We start from the raw sequence: 19,160 nt of genomic DNA, 5'->3' as shown, positions 1-19,160 counted from the left end.
GATGGCGCAAGAATATGACTTGGTTATTTTGGGAGGCGGCACAGGCGGTTACGTGGCTGCCATCCGCGCATCCAAACTCGGATTAAAGACAGCTGTCGTCGAAAAACGTGAATTAGGGGGGACGTGCCTGCATCGCGGGTGTATTCCATCCAAAGCGCTGCTTCGTAGTGCAGAAGTTTTCAGACAGACGAAGGAAGCAGGTCAGTTCGGTATTACAACAAGTAAGCCGGAATTGGACTTCTTGAAAGTCCAGGAGAGGAAGCAGTCCATTATTGATACGTTACATAAAGGCGTACAAGGGTTGATGAAAAAAGGAAAGATTGACGTTTATGAAGGGTTCGGAAGAATTCTCGGGCCTTCCATTTTTTCACCGACAGCAGGAACGATTTCTGTAGAGATGAACAACGGGGAAGAGAATGAGATGCTGATCCCGAAGAATGTCCTCATTGCTACAGGGTCGAAGCCGAAGACGCTCCCAGGTCTCGAGATAGATGGCGAATACATCATGACATCGGACGAAGCGCTTCAAATGGACACCCTTCCTTCATCAATCATCATTGTCGGCGGAGGAGTAATCGGTATTGAATGGGCTTCGATGCTGGCTGATTTCGGCGTTAAGGTGACGGTGCTTGAATACCTTCCGCACATTCTCCCGACAGAAGATGAGTCTATTTCCAGGGAAATGATGAAGCAGATGAAGAAGAAGGGGGTATCTATCGTTACAGGAGCGAAGGTTCTTCCGGATTCGACCAGGAAAGAAGATGGAATCTCGATCGACGCAGAAGTCGATGGGGAAACCAGGACATACAAATCCGATCGTATGCTCGTTTCGGTAGGAAGAGCTGCGAATGTGGAGAACATCGGATTGGAAAACACCGACATTGTCGTGGAAAATGGTGTCATTCAGACGAATGCCTTCTACCAGACGAAGGAAAGTCATATGTATGCAATCGGCGATGTGATCGGCGGCATGCAGCTTGCCCACGTAGCTTCCCATGAAGGCATTACAGCAGTGGAGCACATGGCTGACGGCGATCCACACCCGGTGGATCCGGAACAGGTACCTACGTGCATTTACTCCAGCCCGGAAGCAGCAAGCGTCGGCCTGACAGAATCACAGGCGAAGGAACAAGGGTATGAGGTGAAAGTAGGAACCTTCCCGTTTCAAGCGGTTGGAAAAGCTCTCGTATTCGGCGAGTCGGACGGATTCGTTAAGATCATTGCCGATAAAGCAACCGATGATCTGCTCGGAGTGCATATGATCGGACCCCATGTGACCGATATGATTTCGGAAGCAGGGCTGGCTAAGGTGTTGGATGCAACGCCGTGGGAAATTGCAGGCAGCATTCATCCACATCCGACCCTTTCAGAAGCGATCGGAGAAGCCGCAATGGCTGTGGACGGTAATCAAATTCACGGGTAAAAGAACAAAGGAGGGATCCACATGGCTGAGAACCGCCATAAATCTCTAGGATTAAGTGATGAGCAAGTATTGGACATGTTCCGAACGATGTTACTAGCAAGAAGAATAGATGAACGCATGTGGCTGTTGAACCGTGCAGGTAAAATACCGTTTGTTATCTCCTGTCAAGGTCAGGAAGCGGCGCAGGTAGGGGCATCGTACGCCCTTGACCGGGACAAAGATTATGTACTGCCATACTACCGGGACATGGGCGTGGTACTTGCTTTCGGCATGACGGCACGTGACCTGATGTTGTCCGGGTTCGCCAAAGCGGAAGACCCGAACTCGGGTGGCCGTCAGATGCCGGGCCACTTCGGACAGAAGAAGAACAGAATCGTAACAGGATCCTCTCCTGTTACGACACAGGTTCCGCATGCAGTGGGAATCGCGCTTGCCGGAAAAATGGAAAAAAAGGACTTCGTATCTTTCGTTACCTTTGGAGAGGGCTCTTCCAATCAGGGGGATTTCCACGAAGGAGCGAACTTTGCAGGTGTCCATAAGCTGCCGGTTATTTTCATGGTTGAAAACAATAAATATGCTATTTCTGTTCCAGTGTCCAAACAGTTGGCCTGTGAAAAGGTCTCTGATCGTGCCATCGGATACGGGATGCCGGGGTACACAGTGGACGGGAACGATCCGTTGGCTGTATATGAAGCAGTTAAGGCAGCTGCCGACAGAGGCCGAGGCGGAGAAGGACCGACATTAATCGAGACCGTATCCTATCGTTTGACACCACACTCCAGCGACGATGATGATCGTACGTACAGAGAGCGGGAAGAGGTGGATGAGGCGAAGAAGAAGGATTCGATTGTCACATTTGCGGAGTATCTGCGGGAACACGGTATTCTTTCTGATGAGAAAGAGAAAGAAATGAATGACGAAATTGAAAAAATCGTAAACGATGCAACGGACTATGCGGAGAATGCAGCTTATGCCGAAGCGGAATCCGCTATGAAATATGTGTATGAAGAGTAAGGAGGGGGAGCTATTATGCCAGTAATATCATATATACAGGCCGTTACCCAGGCGTTGAAAGAAGAAATGCAGCGGGATGAGAAAGTGTTCGTACTTGGAGAAGATGTCGGGAAACGTGGCGGTGTTTTCCGGGCGACAGACGGACTTTATGAAGAGTTCGGTGAGGACAGGGTATTGGATACACCGCTTGCAGAATCTGCTATTGCGGGAGTCGGAATCGGAGCGGCTATGTACGGCATGCGCCCTGTAGCTGAAATGCAGTTTGCAGATTTCATCATGCCGGCCGTCAACCAAATTGTATCCGAGGCGGCTAAAGTACGTTATCGCTCCAATAATGATTGGACAGCACCAATAACAATCCGCGCTCCTTACGGCGGTGGAGTGCACGGCGCGTTGTATCATTCCCAGTCCGTAGAAGCACTATTTGCCAACCAGCCGGGACTGAAGATTGTCATGCCGTCGACTCCATATGATGTCAAAGGGCTGTTAAAAGCATCGATACGTGACAACGATCCTGTGCTTTTCTTCGAACATAAACGGGCGTATCGTCTTATTAAAGGCGAAGTTCCAGAGGAAGATTATACGCTTCCGATTGGGAAAGCGGATGTGAAACGGGAAGGATCGGATATTACGGTAATTACCTACGGCTTGTGCGTTCATTTCGCTCTTCAGGCAGCGGAAAAGCTTGCGGAAGAAGGAATTGATGCGCATATTCTGGATCTTCGTACGGTCTATCCACTCGATCAGGAAGCTATTATAGAGGCAGCCTCCAAAACCGGCAAAGTCCTGCTCGTAACAGAGGACAATAAAGAAGGCGGCATCATATCCGAGGTTTCTGCCATTATTAGTGAGCACTGTCTGTTCGATCTGGATGCACCGATTAAACGTCTGGCCGGCCCGGATATTCCATCCATGCCTTATGCACCAACAATGGAAAAGTACTTCATGATGAATCCGGATAAAGTTGAAAAAGCGATGCGGGAGCTAGCAGAATTTTAATCGAAGGAGGAGTTTCTTGTGGGTTTAGAAAAAATCAATATGCCCCAGCTCGGTGAGAGTGTTACCGAGGGCACGATCAGCACATGGCTCGTCCAGCCCGGGGACAAAGTGAACAAGTACGATCCGATTGCAGAAGTCATGACGGACAAAGTGAATGCAGAAGTACCGTCATCGTTCTCCGGCACCATTAAAGAACTGGTTGCTTCAGAAGGAGATACCATCTCCGTCGGAGAATTGATGTGTTATGTAGAAGTCGAAGGGGCAGGTTCTTCCGAGGAAAAAACGGAAGAACCTGCAGTAGAAAAGCAGGCTTCCCAGGATGACGTACAACAGCAGGTAGAAAAAAAGCAGGTACCGCAGAAAGATAAGACGAAGAAAAGGTATTCACCTGCCGTCATGACTCTTGCCCAAGAACATGACATCGACTTGAATCAGGTGGAAGGATCGGGCCGTGGCGGAAGAATCACAAGAAAAGATTTAGAAACAATTATCCGTTCTGGAAATATTCCGTCTGCTTCGAATGACCGGAGTAACGATAAAGAGGAAGCAGCTCCTTCCTCCCGAACGGAGACTGCCGCATCTAAGCAGAGGACTGCGGTCTCTTCTTCTGTAACTGCTGCTGACGGCGATATCGAAATACCTGTCACAGGAGTTCGTAAAGCTATTGCAGCAAATATGGTGAAGTCCAAGACGGAAATCCCTCATGCCTGGATGATGGTGGAGGTCGATGTAACAAACCTTGTAGAGCTTCGTAATGCGAAGAAAACGGCGTTTAAACAGCAGGAAGGATTCAGCCTTACTTATTTCGCTTTCTTCGTTAAGGCAGTCGCCCAAGCGTTGAAGGAGTATCCTCAACTGAACAGTACGTGGGCCGGAGATAAGATCATACAGCGAAAAGCGATCCATTTAAATATCGCTGTCGCCAAGGAAGACCAATTGTTCGTGCCGGTTATCCGGAACGCAGATGAAAAAAGCATCAAAGGAATTGCCAAGGACATCACCGATCTTGCCAACAAGGCGAGAGCTGGTAAGCTGACGACATCGGATATGGAGGGTGGTACCTTCACGGTCAATAACACCGGTTCTTTCGGCTCCGTCCAATCCATGGGGGTTATCAATCATCCGCAGGCAGCCATCCTCCAGGTGGAATCGATTGTGAAGAAGCCTGTCTATCAGGACGGGATGTTTGGGGCAAGAGACATGGTCAACCTTTGTCTATCCCTTGATCACCGGGTGCTTGACGGACTTGTGGCGGGTAATTTCCTTGCACGGGTTAAAGAAATACTGGAGAAGATGTCAGAAGAGACGACGTCCGTTTATTAATGAACCAGCTGCCCCCTTTTTCTATGGAGGGCAGTTTTTCTCTTTTTTCGGAAGCAGACTTGAATTTCCAGTCGCAATTCAATTGAAAGCAGCCGGATATGTTGGTAAAATGTTCATAGTATTTATAGAAAAGGGGCCATGTCACATGGATTTTAATATTTTCATGAACGATGTTGTTACAAAAGCTCGGGAAGAAATTACAGGAGCAGGCTATACACAATTAACGACGCCTGAGGATGTAGACGCTGCGCTTACAAAGAAAGGAACGACGCTCGTCATGATCAACTCCGTTTGTGGCTGTGCAGGGGGAATCGCGAGACCGGCAGCTGCTCATGCGATCCATTATGATAAGCGCCCGGATCAGCTGGTCACCGTTTTCGCCGGTCAGGATAAAGAGGCAACGGAACGAGCGAGAGAATACTTCGAAGGTTTTCCACCTTCCTCCCCGTCCTTTGCTCTTTTGAAAGACGGAAAGATCCAGACGATGGTGGAACGTCATGACATCGAAGGCTTCGAACCGATGGAAGTAATCGGTAAGCTTCAGCGGAGCTTCGAAGAATACTGCGAGGAAGTTTAAGCATCCTAACGAGGATCTTTGTTAATAGACAAAGGTCCTCTTTTGCTTCCCTGTGCGGGAAGGAAGGGACTAAGAAAATTGAGGTGGAGAAATACGTGAAAATCGGCTACAGAACCATCAAGACGGCATTGGGCACACCGATCGCCATTTGGATTGCCCAATTGTTGCAACTGGAGAATTTTGCTTCGGCAGGTATATTGACCATTCTCTGCATCCAAGTCACAAGAAAAAGATCTTTCCTTAGCGCATGGCACCGTTTTGCCGCCTGCTTGCTCGCTATGGTGTTCTCTTTCGTATTCTTTGAATTGCTTGGATATAACCCCATTGCGATCGGACTTATGCTTTTTGCATTTATTCCGGTCACGGTCTGGTTGAAAGTATCACCTGGAATCGTAACAAGTTCTGTCATTATCCTTCATTTATACGGATCCGGTAATATCGGGGTTGATATCATATGGAACGAAATCTGCCTGATTGCTGTCGGTATCGGGACGGCATTAATTCTTAACTTGTATATGCCGAATCTGGACAGCGAACTGAAGAAATACCGGGATGAGATTGAAGAGAATTTCTCGATCATCATGGGAGAGATTGCTCAATTCCTTAGAAAAGGGGACTATGACTGGACAGGGAGAGAATTAACAGAGACGGCTGCTCTTTTGGAGAAGGCCAAATCGCTGTCTTACAGAGAAGTGGAAAACCATCTGCTTCGGTCCCATAATCATCACTACCATTATTTCCACATGCGGACAAAACAGTTTGAGCTCTTGGAACGTATGCTTCCCCTGGTAAGCCGGATATCGGGCTCGGATAAACACGGCCACCAAATCGCTGACTTTTTTGAGGAGTTGGCAAAAGGGATACATCCTGGAAATACGGCCCTCATTTACTTAAGAAAATTGAAAGAAATGAAAGAAGAGTTCCGGGAAGACAAGCTTCCGGAAACGAGAGAAGAATTTGAAATCAGAGCAAGCCTCTACCATTTGTTGAATGAAATTGAGGAATATTTGATCATTAAACGCTCCTTCAAGAAGAGTGATGTATAGCCCGTCTTCCTCGGGGGAAACTTGGACTAAAAGAGGTTGACAGATCATGAAGATACTCGCATTAGTCCTATTGTTGACAGGCCCTCTCTTTCCACCGGTTATGGAAGATTCCGTTATTATAGTCAATAAAGCAACCCACGAGCTTGTCTTATTCAAGAATTCCAAGCCGGTGTTCCGTGCAGATGCAGCGGTTGGGAAGACAAAAGATCTAACTCCGGAAGGCATCTTTTCCATCAAAGTAAAAGCAGAAGATCCTTATTATCGGAAACTCGATATTCCCGGAGGAGATCCAGAGAATCCCCTCGGTACAAGGTGGATCGGTTTTGATGCCAGAGGCACCGATGGTCGAATGTACGGCATCCATGGGACGAATCGTCCTGATTCGATTGGGAAATCCGTGTCAGCGGGGTGTGTTCGGCTGTTAAACGAGGATGTCGAGCGGCTTTACGAACTGGTACCAGTGGAGATGGACGTTGTTATTGTCGACACAGACGCGGATATGAAGGCCGTGCATGATCAATGGGAAAAGAATAAATGGAAAGAAATGATACAGCCATAAAAGAAAAGACCGAAGCGGCATAAACAGTCGCTTCGGTCTTTTTTAAATTATAGGAAAAAGCTTGCGCCTGCCAACAGGGTTGATAAAACCATGGAAAGGATCATCAGATAAATGATAACTTTCATGCGGCGTTCGCGTTTCGATTTCTTATTTCCAGCCAAGGTGTAACCCCCTTCTCGTCCATCCTGACTCATATTTTACATAAAAAAGAGAAATTGGACAAGGTTGTTTGACCATTTACAATTATCTTGTGAATAATAGTAATTTTTAGACAGGTAAGCGCTTTATTTCTGGTATGCTAGAAGGAGAATGGACTGTATAAGGAGGTTTTTCCTGTGAAGCATTCATCAAGTGATAATAAAAATAAATGGGAAGAAGCAGTGGAAAAGACAATAAAACGGTTTCCGGAGCGCAAAGAAGCGTTCTATACGAGTTCAGAAATACCGATTGACAGACTTTATGCGCCGGAGAATCCTGACGATCATTACATAGCAAAGAATGGGTATCCTGGCCAATATCCCTACACGAGGGGAATACAGCCGACCATGTACCGCAGTAGATATTGGACGATGCGCCAGTACGCCGGTTTCGGATCTGCAGAAGAAACTAACCGAAGATTTCGGTACCTTCTCGAGCAGGGGCAGACGGGGCTGTCTGTTGCCTTCGACTTACCGACTCAAATCGGCTATGACTCCGATGATCCTATGGCAGAGGGCGAAGTGGGGAAAGTCGGTGTAGCGATTGATTCCCTTAAGGACATGGAACAGCTGTTTGATCACATTCCTTTGGACCGCGTAAGTACGTCCATGACGATCAATGCCCCTGCGAGTATTCTTCTTGCCATGTATATTGCCGTCGGTGAAAAGCAGGGCGTATCTCCGGAACTTCTGACAGGCACGATTCAAAACGATATCCTGAAGGAATATATTGCACGCGGAACGTATATCTATCCGCCTAAGCCGTCCATGCGGTTGATTACAGATATTTTTGCTTATTGTCAGGAGCATCTGCCTAAGTTCAATACCATAAGTATCTCAGGCTACCATATCAGGGAAGCGGGATCGACGGCCGTTCAGGAAGTTGCCTTTACCATAGCCAACGGGATGGCTTACGTCGATGCAGCTATCGAAGCCGGTTTGAAAGTCGATCAGTTCGCCCCCCGCCTCGCCTTCTTCTTTAACGCGCACAATCAGTTCTTTGAAGAAGCAGCAAAATTCAGGGCTGCCAGGAGGATGTGGGCGAACATCATGAAGGAACACTTTGGTGCGAAGGATCCGAAGAGCTGGAAGCTGCGTTTTCATACACAGACAGGAGGCAGTACATTAACAGCGCAGCAGCCGGATAATAACATTGTACGGGTGACATTACAGGCGCTCGCTGCCGTCATGGGAGGTACACAGAGCCTCCATACGAATTCACGTGATGAAGCGCTCGCACTTCCTACAGAGGAATCAGCCCGGATTGCTCTTCGTACCCAGCAGATCATTGCAAATGAAAGTGGAGTAGCAGATACGATTGATCCTCTGGCCGGTTCGTACTATGTGGAAGCACTCACGGACCAGATAGAAAAAGAAGCGAATGTATATCTGGATCGAATCCGTGAAATTGGCGGTGCTGTCCAAGCGGTGGAAGAAGGTTATATGCAGCGGGAAATCCATCAGGCAGCCTATGAAGCACAGAAGCGGATCGAGTCGAAAGAAGACATTGTTGTCGGCATGAATGAGTTTCGGATAGAAGAAGAGATCCATGCTGACTTATTGAGAGTAGACGAAGCACTAGAAAAAGCACAAGTGAAAAAGACAAGGCAGGTAAGGGAAGAAAGAGACTCGGAAGAAGTGGCCGCGTGCCTGGACGCACTCCACACTGCCGCCAAAGGATCGGAAAACGTCCTGCCGCATATAGTCAAAGCAGTGAAGGCGTATGCGACCGTAGGTGAAATTGCTAACGTACTTCGAGAAGAGTATGGAGAATATACGGGAATGTAGAAAGGAAGGATAGAGATGAAACCAATACGTGTACTAGTAGCAAAGCCGGGTCTTGACGGCCATGATCGAGGGGCATTGATCATCGCTCAGGCGCTCCGCGATCATGGGATGGAAGTCATCTATACAGGACTTCGTCAGTCGGCAGTTCAAATCGCAAGAGCGGCCATACAGGAAGATGTCGATGTCGTCGGGTTGTCTTCTCTCTCCGGTGCCCATAAGTCTTTGTTTCCTAAAGTGGTGGAAGCGTTGGCTGCACAGGGGGCTTCTGACATTCCGGTCATAGGCGGGGGAGTCATACCTGCAGAAGATATTCCATTCCTTGAGTCGCATGGCGTGAACAAGATATTTACGAGCGGTTCCCCGACAGATGCGATAGCCGTTTATATCAAGCAGCTCGTCCAAAGGGATATGTTCGAAGAGCCGAAACGCATCGCGCACATCGGAATTGCCGTTATGAGCATTGATGCCGTTCTTCCTTTTTATCAGCATACGCTCGGTCTGTCTTTGGAAGCGGTGGAGACCGTGGATTCGGAAGGAGTGCGCGTAGCTTTTTTGAAAATCGGTGAAACGAAGATAGAATTACTGGAACCTTTAAACGATAAGTCTCCGATCCAGTCTTTCTTAACGAAGAAAGGGGAAGGAATCCATCACATCGCAGTGGAAGTCGATCACTTGGATGCCCGTTTGAAGAAATACAAGGAGCAGGGGGTACGTCTAATCCATGAGGAACCGGCTGTGGGAGCCCACGATACGAGAGTGGCGTTCCTTCATCCGAAAGCGGCAAACGGTGTGCTGTATGAAATGGTAGAAAGCAAGGAGGATGAGTGAGTGATGGATATTTTTGATAAAATAAATGAACTGTATGATAAAAGGCGCCAGGTTGAGCTTGGCGGCGGAGACGACCGCATTGAAAAGCAGCATGAAAAAGGAAAGTGGACGGCGCGTGAGCGGGTGGAATACCTCTTGGATGAAGGGACGTTTGTCGAGCTGAATCCATTTATGGAGCACAGGCATGACGCATTCGGTATGGATGGGAAAACGGCTCCCGGGGAAGGAGTTGTCACCGGATTCGGGAAGATAAACAACCGCGATGTCTATTTGTTCGCTCAGGATTTCACTGTATACGGAGGTGCCCTTGGCGAAATGCATGCCAAGAAGATTGCGGCAGTTATGGATCTCGCGGTCAAAAATGGAACGCCGTTTATCGGACTTAATGATTCCGGCGGAGCGAGAATTCAGGAGGGCGTTTCTTCTTTGGACGGATATGGTCAGGTATTTTATCGGAATTCTATTTATTCCGGAGTCATTCCTCAGATTTCCGTCATTATGGGGCCGTGTGCAGGCGGTGCCGTTTACTCTCCTGCTATCACGGATTTCGTCATTATGGTCGAAAAGACGTCGCAGATGTTCATTACAGGTCCAAAAGTCATAGAAACCGTAACGGGAGAGAAGATTTCTGCCGAGGACCTCGGTGGGGCGGGCGTTCATAATTCCTTGAGTGGGAACGCTCATTTGAAGGCAGCAGATGAAGCGGGTGCATTGGACGCCGTCCGCGATCTGCTTTGCTATCTTCCTCAAAACAACAAAGAACTGCCGGAAGTACTGGAGGGAAGCGAAGAGGATGACTATCGACCCGATCTGACTGATAAAATTCCATTCGATCCTGTTCGCCCTTATGATGTACGGATCATTATTGATGAAGTGGTTGACGATCAATCTTTCTTTGAAATCCATAAAGACTTCGCAAAGAATATTGTCGTCGGTTTCGCCCGCATAAAAGGGAAGTCCGTAGGGCTCGTCTGTAATCAGCCAAAGTACATGGCAGGGGGGCTCGATATCGACTCCAGTGATAAGGCGGCCCGTTTTATTCGAACATGCGATTCCTTTAATGTTCCTATCATAACATTTGAAGATGTCACCGGTTTTTTCCCGGGGATCAAGCAGGAGCACGGGGGCATTATCCGCCACGGAGCAAAAATCTTATATGCCTATTCTGAAGCTACCGTTCCGAAGCTTACGGTTATTACAAGGAAAGCATATGGGGGGGCATACGTCGCACTGAACAGTAAATCGATAGGTGCAGATCTTGTTTTTGCCTGGCCCAATGCGGAGATAGCCGTCATGGGGCCGGAAGGGGCAGCGAACATTATATTCGCAAAAGAGATCAAGGACAGTGATGCACCGGAAGAGACAAGGAGTAGGAAGATTGACGAATATCGGGAGCGGTTCGCTAATCCATATGTCGCTGCAGGTCTCGGCATGATTGATGACGTCATTGATCCAAGAGAAACACGGAAGGTGCTTATTCGTTCGTTGGATATGCTACGGAATAAGCAGGAGGACAGACCGTATAAAAAGCACGGAAACATCCCGCTCTGATTGACACGACTCTCCAGTTCCGCTAACGTACTAAGTGGAACGTGTTACATATGAAGGAGGACCTATAGATGGTAGCAATCAACAAAGAACGTTTATTGGAAGAATTCCTGGAACTGGTTCAAATTGATTCGGAAACTGGTCAGGAAGCGGAAATATCCCGTGTGTTAAAAGATAAATTCGAAGCGCTTGGGCTTGAAGTGCTTGAAGACAATGCCGCGGAAGAAACCGGACATGCCGCCAACAACCTTATTTGTAATTGGAAAGGCACGAAGGAAGGGGTCGATACGATCTACTTTACGTCTCACATGGATACGGTCGTCCCCGGGAACGGCGTCAATCCTTCCGTAGAGGACGGGTATATCATTACAGATGGAACGACGATATTGGGGGCGGACGACAAAGCGGGCTTGGCCGCTATACTGGAAGCTATTCGATCTATTGAGGAAAACAAAGTAGAACACGGAGATATCCAGTTTGTCATCACTGTCGGAGAGGAAAGCGGTCTTGTCGGAGCCAAAGCATTGGACAGCACGCTTCTTAAAGCGAAGTTCGGCTACGCTATCGACAGTGACGGGCAGGTGGGAAACATTATTATTGCAGCGCCTACCCAGGCAAAGATCAATGCCGTCGTTAAAGGGAAAACAGCCCATGCTGGTGTAGCGCCTGAAAAAGGTGTCTCGGCGATTACGCTTGCGTCCCGCGCTATTGCTAAAATGCCGCTTGGCCGTATCGATGATGAAACGACTGCCAATATCGGACGTTTCGAAGGTGGACAGAAAACGAATATCGTTTGTGACCATGTCGAAATTTTGGCTGAAGCCCGTTCCCTGAACCCTGCTAAGATGGAAGAGCAGGTAGAGAAAATGAAACAGGCGTTCTTGGAAACGGCAGAAGAAATGGATGGAGATGTTGAACTTGATGTCCAAGTGATGTACCCGGGCTATAAGCAGGCAGCCGGGGACGAAGTGGTCGAAGTCGCAAGGGCTGCAGCCAAGCGGATCGGCCGTGAGAGTGAACTGTTGACGAGTGGTGGAGGAAGTGATGCGAACGTCATCGCGGGGCACGGCATTCCTACCGTCAATTTAAGCGTCGGCTACGAGGAGATCCATACTACGAACGAACGCATGCCGGTCGGTGAGTTGGAGAAAATCGCCGAATATGTAACAGCAATCGTAGAAGAAGTAGCAAAATAAGTTTACAAGAACCTTCCCGTTTTTAAAGGGAAGGTTCTTTTTTATCTTCCCCCGGACATTGCGTGGGAATATTATTCCGAGGTCCTTTTCATGATTAACCGGCTCGTTTTTGATATAATGGAAGAACAGATGTTCTAATGGAGGAAGAAGGGAAGTTGTATGTCATCGAAATGGTACCCAAAGAACGGCCGGGTCATTTTTCATGTGGATATGAACAGCTTTTATGCATCCGTCGAAGCTGCCTATGATCCGGCTTTGAAAGGGAAACCACTAGCGATTGCAGGAAACCCTGAAGAACGGAAGGGGATTGTCGTAACGAGCAGCTACGAAGCCCGTAAATACGGGGTGAAAACGACCATGCTTGTCGGTGAGGCCAAACGTTTATGTCCGGATTTAATCGTCATGCGCCCCAATTTCGAAAGGTATCGGGCTGCATCAAAAGAAATGTTCAAAATCCTTTCCGATGTGACGCCGACTGTCCAGCCCGTTTCCATCGATGAAGGGTATATGGATATAACGGACTGTGAGGATCAAGGCTCCCCTCCTGAAATTGCAGAAAAAATCCAGCAGCGCATAGCGAATGAGCTGGATCTCCCCTGCAGTATAGGAATTGCGCCGAACAAATTCCTTGCCAAGATGGCATCGGATATGAAAAAACCGATGGGAATTACTATTTTAAGGAAACGAAAGCTTGATGAACAGCTTTGGCCGCTTCCAATTGAAGAAATGTACGGTGTAGGTCAGAAAACAGCAGAGAAGCTCAGACGGCTTGGGATAGAGAACATTGGACATCTTGCTTCCCATTCTGCTTTAGAGCTGAAGAGGGTCCTCGGTATTAATGGAGAGCGGCTTAAAAATCGTGCCAACGGATTAGATGACCGCCCCGTTGACCCTGATGCTGTTCATGAGTTCAAAAGTATTGGAACTTCAACCACGCTGCCGGCAGACACGGTGGATGATCATGAGATCCGTTCCGTTCTCCGCCGCTTATCAGGTAAAGTAGAGGCAAGGATGAAGAGCAAAAATGTACTGGCCCGGAATGTGCAGCTGATGATTCGTTATCATGACAGGAAGACCGTTACAAGAAGCAGACAACTGCGCGATTTCATTGCGACGACAGACGACTTATTCCAAATCGCCATCCGGCTTTTCGATGAGCATTGGAATCAGCAGCCCGTCCGTCTGCTTGGAGTGACCGCAAGTGATCTCGCAGAGAAGTCCGAAGTTACCCAGCAGCTGGACCTTTTCAATTATGAGCAGTATGCGGGGAAAGAAAGGCTTTACAAAGCGATCGATGAGCTTACGGATAAATATGGGAAGAACCCGTTCCGGAGATTGACGGACAAAGAGGAGAGTCCAGTGACGACCAGTTTTCAAAAGGATTTCCTTGATGATTTTAAAAAGTGATTCCCAGGAATGAGCCTTCTTTTCTGTTTCATACTAAACAGGAAGGGAGGTTTTTTCTTATGGGTAGAGATCGTCAGGAGAAGAAATTGAAGCGTTCTGGAAAGGTTCAGTCGGATCGCGATCAAAAGTTGAGTTACAATGGTGCAACGATGATGGAAGGGCCGGAAGAAGCCCGGAAGCGCCGATAAAAGAAGGAGTGTTTTCTATGGGTGGTAAACGAATGGGTCCGAAACAACAGAAGCAGCCGAATTTACCTTTAGGACCGGATCAGGGTTACGGGGAACCGGCACAAGGTTCTCATAAAGTGAAGACGGCCAATCATTCCCGCCAGAAACAAAAGTCATCCCATGACATGTGAGTCGATTCTGGCATAACTTGACAAGGATAGTTACAGGAAGGAAGGTCAAGATAGGATAGAGGAGGATGATTAAAATGCCGGAACGAATTGTGGCAGTCAGAAAAAACGGACAAGGCAGCATTATAGAAATGCAGTTGTCGTCTGGAGATGTTGTCGATTATAAACAGGCACACGAAATGGCGCGCAACGGGGAACTGGAACATGTGAACCTCATCAGAGGGAAGGATGGAGAAGATCATCTGCGCAGTGAACCGGATGGCATTACCTCCAACAATCTGGATAACCTTCCAACCTTTTAATGTTACAGGAAGAGCATATGCTCTTCCTGTTTTTTGGTTGTTGACGAAAAGAGAACAGCACTTATGTGATATAATTATGAAATATAAACGTATATATATTACATAATTATGTTGACTTCTCTCCTGCATGAGGTACACTTGAAATGAAACATTGTGAATATTATATTTCATATTTTAATTAGAGGGGTGCGCGGATGGCTATTTCAGTCCAGAACGTAGAGAAAACGTATCAAAGCGGAGAAGTGAAAATAGAAGCGTTAAAGCATGTGACATTAGATATTGATGATAACGAGATCGTAGCCATTTTAGGGCCTTCAGGGTCCGGGAAATCGACTTTATTAAATGTGATCGGAGGCATAGACCGCTGTGATTCAGGGACGGTTATCATGAACGGATTGGACCTTAGCACCTGCAAAGATAAAGAACTTACAGAATATCGAAGAAAACATGCGGGGTTCATATTTCAGCAATACAACTTGATTCCGACTTTAACAGTGAAAGAAAATATTGAAGTCGGAAGAGAACTGAGCAGCCGACCGCTTGATATGGAAGAAATGCTTGGCAAGGTCGGGATGTATGATAAGAGGGATAAATTCCCTTATCAGCTGAGTGGAGGAGAACAGCAGCGTGTCGCCATTGCGCGTGCCTTGATCAAAAACCCGGAAGTTCTTTTATGTGATGAGCCAACTGGTGCCTTGGATGAAGAAACCGGAAAGAAAGTCCTGGCACTGCTCCGCTTCGTTCAAGAAACATACGGAACGATGGTGCTGATTATCACCCATAATCAGGGAATCGGAGAAATGGCGCATAAAGTCGTCCGAATGAAAAGCGGAGCAATCGTAGAGACGTATAAGAACGAACAACCTGTTGATCCGGAGAAGGTGAAGTGGTCATGATTCTTCGGAAGTCTGTGCTTCGTACCCTGAAAGAGAGGAAGTTTCAATACGGCGGGGTCATGCTCCTGCTTATGCTTGCGGTCATGCTTTACGTCAGTTTATCTATGGCAATCGCTGCCTTGGATAAAAGAAATGAAACATTTATAGAGGATTACAGGCAGGAGTCTTTTCATATAGTTACGAGCGAAGAGCCGTCGGCCCGCCTGCTTACCAGTTGGACTGATAAATATGAAGCAACGCTTGAAAAGCGGAAATTTAAAGATCTGCAGGTATCCGAATCGTCTACGCTTCGCCTCCTTACTCCTACGGAAAAGATAAATAAGCCCTACCTTTCAGAAGGAAAGATGCCGAATAATGCCGGTGAAGTTGCCATCGCACCGGTTTTTGCAGAGGCCAATGGGATTTCCATCGGAGATGAGTTGGAAACGGAGGCAGGCGTTTTAGAAGTCACTGGTTTTGTATATTTGCCTGATTATATCTACATGGTCAAGGAGCAGACGGACGTGCTGAGCCATGCAGAGGCATTTGGTATCGGTGTTGCCACCGAAGAAACCATCAATCATTTTCCGGGAAACGCAAGGACAGAGGTTCTCGGGATGTCCGTAGAAAACCAGGATCGATTCATGGAAGCCATTCGTCAGGAGATTTCCGTCCTGCAGTACGTTCCGGCTGATGAGAATGCAAGAATTCAGTACGTCGAGACAGAGATCGAAGGGGCGGAACGTATGGTAACGACGCTCCCGCTGGTCATCCTTGCTCTCTCCGTATTCATGGTGCTGCTTTTGATGAAGCGCAGGATCGATATGCAACGGCGGGAGTTAGGTACGCTGATGGCGATGGGGTACAGGAGGGGAGAGTTGATGAAGCATTACTTGACCTATGCCTGGGTCATTGGTTTATCCGGTACCCTTTTAGGAGTGGCTGCAGGTTCCTTGTTATCCCTGCCATTATCTGATTTGTACGCAGTTTATTTCAACTTGCCGGCTTTCGAAACCTTTACCTGGAATCTCTCTGTTCTTATCATCGGCCTTCTTGTACCGGTGGTGCTCCTTTTATTATCTACAGCGACACTCATTTGGCGTGCGCTTCAAAGTGACCCTTTGACGCTGCTTCGTCCAAAGGAGATGAGCAGAGGGAAGAAATCCTGGTTGGAAAAGCTGCCCTTTGCGAGGAATGGAAGTTTCCTGCGGCGTTTCAGGCTGCGGCTGATCATTCGCAGTAAAGCGAGGGCGTTGTACGTGTTCGCCGGGGTTATTTTCTCGTCGGTCCTGCTGCTTATCGGTCTCATCACCTTTCAAAGCATGGATCGACTGGTAGAGCAAACATACGAAGAAATACAGGCTTATAATTATGCTGTCCACTATTCAGGAATCAAGACTGCGGATCCGGAAGAAGAGGCCAGTCCTTTCACAATGACAAATCTATCCGTCAAGGGAACAGACGTAACGATCAACGGTTTCGGCATAGATCCCGAAACAGATCACATGCGGCTTCAGGCCGGAGGAGAGAATATGAACGAGCGTTTGAAAAAGGGAGCAATTCTCAGCGCACCTTTGGCTGCCGTACTGAAGGTGAAGGAAGGGGATACGGTTACCTTTCATGGAGAAGGCGGCGAACTGCGTGCAAAGGTCACCGGTATTGCCGATATGTACATCGGAAACAACGTGTTTCTCGAGAGGACACAGATGAATGAAAAGCTCGGTCTTCCTGAGAACGGATATACGGGGGTATGGCAGGACCGGAAACCGGAAACCGCCGATGATATCTATATGGTTGAGGACAAACAAAGGCTGATGGACAGCTTTGAAGCCACTTCAGGAGCTACTCGCAGTTCTGTACTAGTTATGGCAGCTTTCGCATTTTTTATCGGTGTACTTATATTGACATTGCTGATCCATTTAATCGTCGAGGAAAACAGCTCCTCCATTTCCTTGCTTAAAGTCATGGGATATCGTGATGAAGAAATTTCCAAGTTGCTGCTGCGTGTTTACACGCCTGTCGTTTTTCTCGCCTATTTTGTTTCCATTCCACTTGCCGGCTGGTCCCTGGAACAGACGATGAATTCATTGGTGGAAGAAACGGGATTCCTTCTCCCGACGGATGTGAACGTGTGGATGGGGGCCATCGGGCTGGCGGCCATCGGTTTTACCTATTGGTTCTCCCTGTTTTTATCCAAACGGAAATTAAGGAAAGTATCGCTTCAGGAAGCACTCAGTAAACAAGCAGAGTAGGGAGGAGGCCTGTTTGTAACATAAGGAAATGCTTCTGGAATAAAAGAAGCAAGAAAAAGTCAAGGGAAGTATCCCTTGACTTTTTTGTATTGTATGATCAGCCGAATATCCGTTTCATGATGGATAGTCCCAAACTAGAGCCGGGGTAGCGGAAACTTTGGTCGAATTTCGTAGTTTGTTTCGTAATACTCTTCGAATGAGAGAACGTATCAAAACTTGCTTGTCCATGATAACTGCCGATTCCACTTTCTCCAACCCCTCCGAATGGGAGGTGGGGGTTGATAATGTGATAAAGGGTGTCATTAATGCATCCGCCACCGAATGAAATGGAAGACAGGATCTCCTGCTGATCTTCTTCCGACTCTCCGAAGTAATATAAGGCAAGCGGCTTTGGTTTTTCTGTGATCTGTCCTGTGACTTCTTCCAGGGAATCATACGTCAGGATAGGAAGAATCGGCCCGAATATCTCTTCCTGCATGACAGGGTCCTGCCAGGAGACTTGGTCAAGGATCGTAGGCTCAATTTTTTGATTCCTTTCATTAACGGCGCCACCTGATACGATGGTTCCGGAATCCAGGTAGGCAGCGACACGATCGAAGTGTGCCTTGTTTACAATCTTTGTATACTCTTCATTATTTAAAGGATTGGAGCTGTAGAATTCTTGAATATACGCCTGCAGAGATTTCATAAGCTCCGCCTTAACTTCATGATGGACGTACAGATAGTCCGGTGCAATGCACGTTTGCCCTGCATTGGTGAACTTACCCCAGACAATTCGTTTCGCTGCCAGGTCGATCGATGCATCCTTATGGACGATGGCAGGGCTTTTCCCGCCTAATTCAAGTGTGACTGGGATGAGACGTTTCGCTGCCTTCTCCATAATGATCCTTCCTACAGGCACGCTGCCGGTAAAGAAGATGTAATCCAGCGGCTGATCGAGAAGCTCCTGGGTAACCTCTTTGTCCCCTTCGACGACGGCTATGAATGCAGGGGGGAAGTATTGTTCGATCATTTTTTTTAATACCCAGGAAACCGTAGGCGTCAATTCCGATGGTTTTATGATTACTGTGTTTCCGGCTGCGACCGCTCCGATAACAGGGGCAAGCGCTAATTGAACCGGATAATTCCAAGGCGCGATGATGAGCACCGTACCATATGGTTCTTTCATAATAAAGTTTTTGGAGCCGGTGTGAGTTAACGGCGCTTTTACTTTCTGCGGTTCCATCCATGATTTCAACTGTTTGAGATGATGATCTATTTCGCTTTTTAAGAAGGCGATTTCAGATGCGTAAGCTTCGTATTCGGATTTGCTCAGGTCGAATTTTAACGCTTCCAGAATCGGCTTCTCAAAGGTTGACAGCATCTTCTTCATTGTTAAAAGCTGTTCTTTACGGAAGGAATAGCTTTTTGTATGTCCCTCTTTGAACCATGCTTTCTGCTGCTGCACGATGGTTTGCATAAATTATCCCCC

19 protein-coding genes are annotated in these 19,160 nt (G+C 47.6%); 17 read left to right on the top strand and 2 right to left on the bottom strand.

Annotated features, from left to right (window positions below):
• Position 1: 1 nt before the first annotated feature.
• The 7 genes from lpdA (at position 2) to AXG56_RS06705 (ending at position 6,941) form a co-directional block, all read left to right on the top strand.
• Positions 2-1,423, top strand: coding sequence for a dihydrolipoyl dehydrogenase (gene lpdA, locus AXG56_RS06735; protein WP_062513734.1), 1,422 nt, complete (start codon positions 2-4; stop codon positions 1,421-1,423).
• Between the two features lie 21 nt (positions 1,424-1,444).
• Complete coding sequence (locus AXG56_RS06730; RefSeq protein ID WP_008639033.1) at positions 1,445-2,437, top strand: thiamine pyrophosphate-dependent dehydrogenase E1 component subunit alpha; 993 nt, start codon at positions 1,445-1,447, stop codon at positions 2,435-2,437.
• A gap of 15 nt (positions 2,438-2,452) precedes the next feature.
• A complete protein-coding gene (locus tag AXG56_RS06725) occupies positions 2,453-3,436 on the top strand; it encodes an alpha-ketoacid dehydrogenase subunit beta (protein ID WP_026577229.1) in 984 nt (327 codons plus the stop codon).
• Positions 3,437-3,454: 18 nt separating this feature from the next.
• On the top strand, positions 3,455-4,759 hold the full coding sequence (locus tag AXG56_RS06720) for a dihydrolipoamide acetyltransferase family protein (RefSeq protein WP_062513732.1): 1,305 nt from the start codon (positions 3,455-3,457) through the stop codon (positions 4,757-4,759).
• Between the two features lie 109 nt (positions 4,760-4,868).
• Complete coding sequence (locus AXG56_RS06715) at positions 4,869-5,336, top strand: BrxA/BrxB family bacilliredoxin (RefSeq protein ID WP_193743892.1); 468 nt, start codon at positions 4,869-4,871, stop codon at positions 5,334-5,336.
• Between the two features lie 95 nt (positions 5,337-5,431).
• Positions 5,432-6,382, top strand: coding sequence for an aromatic acid exporter family protein (locus AXG56_RS06710; protein WP_062513730.1), 951 nt, complete (start codon positions 5,432-5,434; stop codon positions 6,380-6,382).
• A 46-nt stretch (positions 6,383-6,428) separates the two neighbouring features.
• Complete coding sequence (locus AXG56_RS06705; RefSeq protein WP_008639046.1) at positions 6,429-6,941, top strand: L,D-transpeptidase; 513 nt, start codon at positions 6,429-6,431, stop codon at positions 6,939-6,941.
• A gap of 47 nt (positions 6,942-6,988) precedes the next feature.
• Here the strand turns inward: AXG56_RS06705 and prli42 are convergent, their stop codons facing one another.
• Positions 6,989-7,102 (bottom strand): stressosome-associated protein Prli42, encoded by a 114-nt coding sequence (gene prli42 / locus AXG56_RS19295; RefSeq protein WP_235601469.1) that lies wholly within the window; start codon positions 7,100-7,102, stop codon positions 6,989-6,991.
• 174 nt (positions 7,103-7,276) lie between these two features.
• Between prli42 and AXG56_RS06700 the strand changes: the two genes are divergently transcribed.
• The 10 genes from AXG56_RS06700 (at position 7,277) to AXG56_RS06660 (ending at position 17,689) form a co-directional block, all read left to right on the top strand.
• Positions 7,277-8,926: a methylmalonyl-CoA mutase gene (locus AXG56_RS06700; RefSeq protein ID WP_062513728.1), complete on the top strand. Its 1,650-nt coding sequence runs from the start codon at positions 7,277-7,279 to the stop codon at positions 8,924-8,926.
• A 15-nt stretch (positions 8,927-8,941) separates the two neighbouring features.
• The gene (mce, locus tag AXG56_RS06695) at positions 8,942-9,754 is read left to right on the top strand and encodes a methylmalonyl-CoA epimerase (protein WP_062513726.1); all 813 of its coding nucleotides are present in this window, start codon (positions 8,942-8,944) and stop codon (positions 9,752-9,754) included.
• A gap of 3 nt (positions 9,755-9,757) precedes the next feature.
• Positions 9,758-11,305 carry an acyl-CoA carboxylase subunit beta gene (locus tag AXG56_RS06690; protein WP_062514126.1) on the top strand — a complete coding sequence of 516 codons (1,548 nt, stop codon included), beginning with the start codon at positions 9,758-9,760 and terminating at the stop codon, positions 11,303-11,305.
• 68 nt (positions 11,306-11,373) lie between these two features.
• Positions 11,374-12,498 carry a M20/M25/M40 family metallo-hydrolase gene (locus tag AXG56_RS06685; RefSeq protein ID WP_008639051.1) on the top strand — a complete coding sequence of 375 codons (1,125 nt, stop codon included), beginning with the start codon at positions 11,374-11,376 and terminating at the stop codon, positions 12,496-12,498.
• Between the two features lie 159 nt (positions 12,499-12,657).
• Complete coding sequence (locus tag AXG56_RS06680) at positions 12,658-13,905, top strand: DNA polymerase IV (protein ID WP_008639052.1); 1,248 nt, start codon at positions 12,658-12,660, stop codon at positions 13,903-13,905.
• A gap of 59 nt (positions 13,906-13,964) precedes the next feature.
• Positions 13,965-14,093: a YpzI family protein gene (locus AXG56_RS19865; RefSeq protein WP_008639053.1), complete on the top strand. Its 129-nt coding sequence runs from the start codon at positions 13,965-13,967 to the stop codon at positions 14,091-14,093.
• Between the two features lie 17 nt (positions 14,094-14,110).
• Positions 14,111-14,263, top strand: a complete 153-nt coding sequence (locus tag AXG56_RS06675) for a small acid-soluble spore protein P (RefSeq protein ID WP_026577233.1) — start codon at positions 14,111-14,113, stop codon at positions 14,261-14,263.
• A 74-nt stretch (positions 14,264-14,337) separates the two neighbouring features.
• Positions 14,338-14,562, top strand: coding sequence for a DUF3892 domain-containing protein (locus AXG56_RS06670; RefSeq protein ID WP_008639055.1), 225 nt, complete (start codon positions 14,338-14,340; stop codon positions 14,560-14,562).
• 194 nt (positions 14,563-14,756) lie between these two features.
• Positions 14,757-15,458 (top strand): ABC transporter ATP-binding protein, encoded by a 702-nt coding sequence (locus AXG56_RS06665; protein WP_062513723.1) that lies wholly within the window; start codon positions 14,757-14,759, stop codon positions 15,456-15,458.
• A complete protein-coding gene (locus AXG56_RS06660) occupies positions 15,455-17,689 on the top strand; it encodes an ABC transporter permease (RefSeq protein ID WP_062513720.1) in 2,235 nt (744 codons plus the stop codon). Before AXG56_RS06665 ends, AXG56_RS06660 begins: the two co-directional genes overlap by 4 nt.
• 97 nt (positions 17,690-17,786) lie before the next feature.
• On the opposite strand, the gene AXG56_RS06655 is transcribed toward AXG56_RS06660, so the two are convergent.
• Positions 17,787-19,148, bottom strand: a complete 1,362-nt coding sequence (locus tag AXG56_RS06655) for an aldehyde dehydrogenase (protein ID WP_008639253.1) — start codon at positions 19,146-19,148, stop codon at positions 17,787-17,789.
• Positions 19,149-19,160 lie beyond the last annotated feature (12 nt).

Source organism: Halobacillus sp. KGW1 (assembly GCF_001592845.1).
Lineage (GTDB): Bacteria > Bacillota > Bacilli > Bacillales > Halobacillaceae > Halobacillus.
The sequence above is the reverse complement of the archived record's forward strand: the minus strand, read 5'-3'. Positions and strand labels throughout refer to the sequence as shown.

Bases quoted from the DNA above. Each gene is read 5' to 3' on its own strand.
- lpdA (WP_062513734.1), top strand. From the start codon at position 2: ATGGCGCAAGAATATGACTTGGTTATTTTGGGAGGCGGCACAGGCGGT.
- AXG56_RS06730 (WP_008639033.1), top strand. From the start codon at position 1,445: ATGGCTGAGAACCGCCATAAATCTCTAGGATTAAGTGATGAGCAAGTA.
- AXG56_RS06725 (WP_026577229.1), top strand. From the start codon at position 2,453: ATGCCAGTAATATCATATATACAGGCCGTTACCCAGGCGTTGAAAGAA.
- AXG56_RS06715 (WP_193743892.1), top strand. From the start codon at position 4,869: ATGTTCATAGTATTTATAGAAAAGGGGCCATGTCACATGGATTTTAAT.
- AXG56_RS06705 (WP_008639046.1), top strand. From the start codon at position 6,429: ATGAAGATACTCGCATTAGTCCTATTGTTGACAGGCCCTCTCTTTCCA.
- mce (WP_062513726.1), top strand. From the start codon at position 8,942: ATGAAACCAATACGTGTACTAGTAGCAAAGCCGGGTCTTGACGGCCAT.
- AXG56_RS06690 (WP_062514126.1), top strand. From the start codon at position 9,758: ATGGATATTTTTGATAAAATAAATGAACTGTATGATAAAAGGCGCCAG.
- AXG56_RS06685 (WP_008639051.1), top strand. From the start codon at position 11,374: ATGGTAGCAATCAACAAAGAACGTTTATTGGAAGAATTCCTGGAACTG.
- AXG56_RS06680 (WP_008639052.1), top strand. From the start codon at position 12,658: ATGTCATCGAAATGGTACCCAAAGAACGGCCGGGTCATTTTTCATGTG.
- AXG56_RS19865 (WP_008639053.1), top strand. From the start codon at position 13,965: ATGGGTAGAGATCGTCAGGAGAAGAAATTGAAGCGTTCTGGAAAGGTT.
- AXG56_RS06675 (WP_026577233.1), top strand. From the start codon at position 14,111: ATGGGTGGTAAACGAATGGGTCCGAAACAACAGAAGCAGCCGAATTTA.
- AXG56_RS06670 (WP_008639055.1), top strand. From the start codon at position 14,338: ATGCCGGAACGAATTGTGGCAGTCAGAAAAAACGGACAAGGCAGCATT.
- AXG56_RS06665 (WP_062513723.1), top strand. From the start codon at position 14,757: ATGGCTATTTCAGTCCAGAACGTAGAGAAAACGTATCAAAGCGGAGAA.
- AXG56_RS06660 (WP_062513720.1), top strand. From the start codon at position 15,455: ATGATTCTTCGGAAGTCTGTGCTTCGTACCCTGAAAGAGAGGAAGTTT.
- AXG56_RS06655 (WP_008639253.1), bottom strand. From the start codon at position 19,148: ATGCAAACCATCGTGCAGCAGCAGAAAGCATGGTTCAAAGAGGGACAT.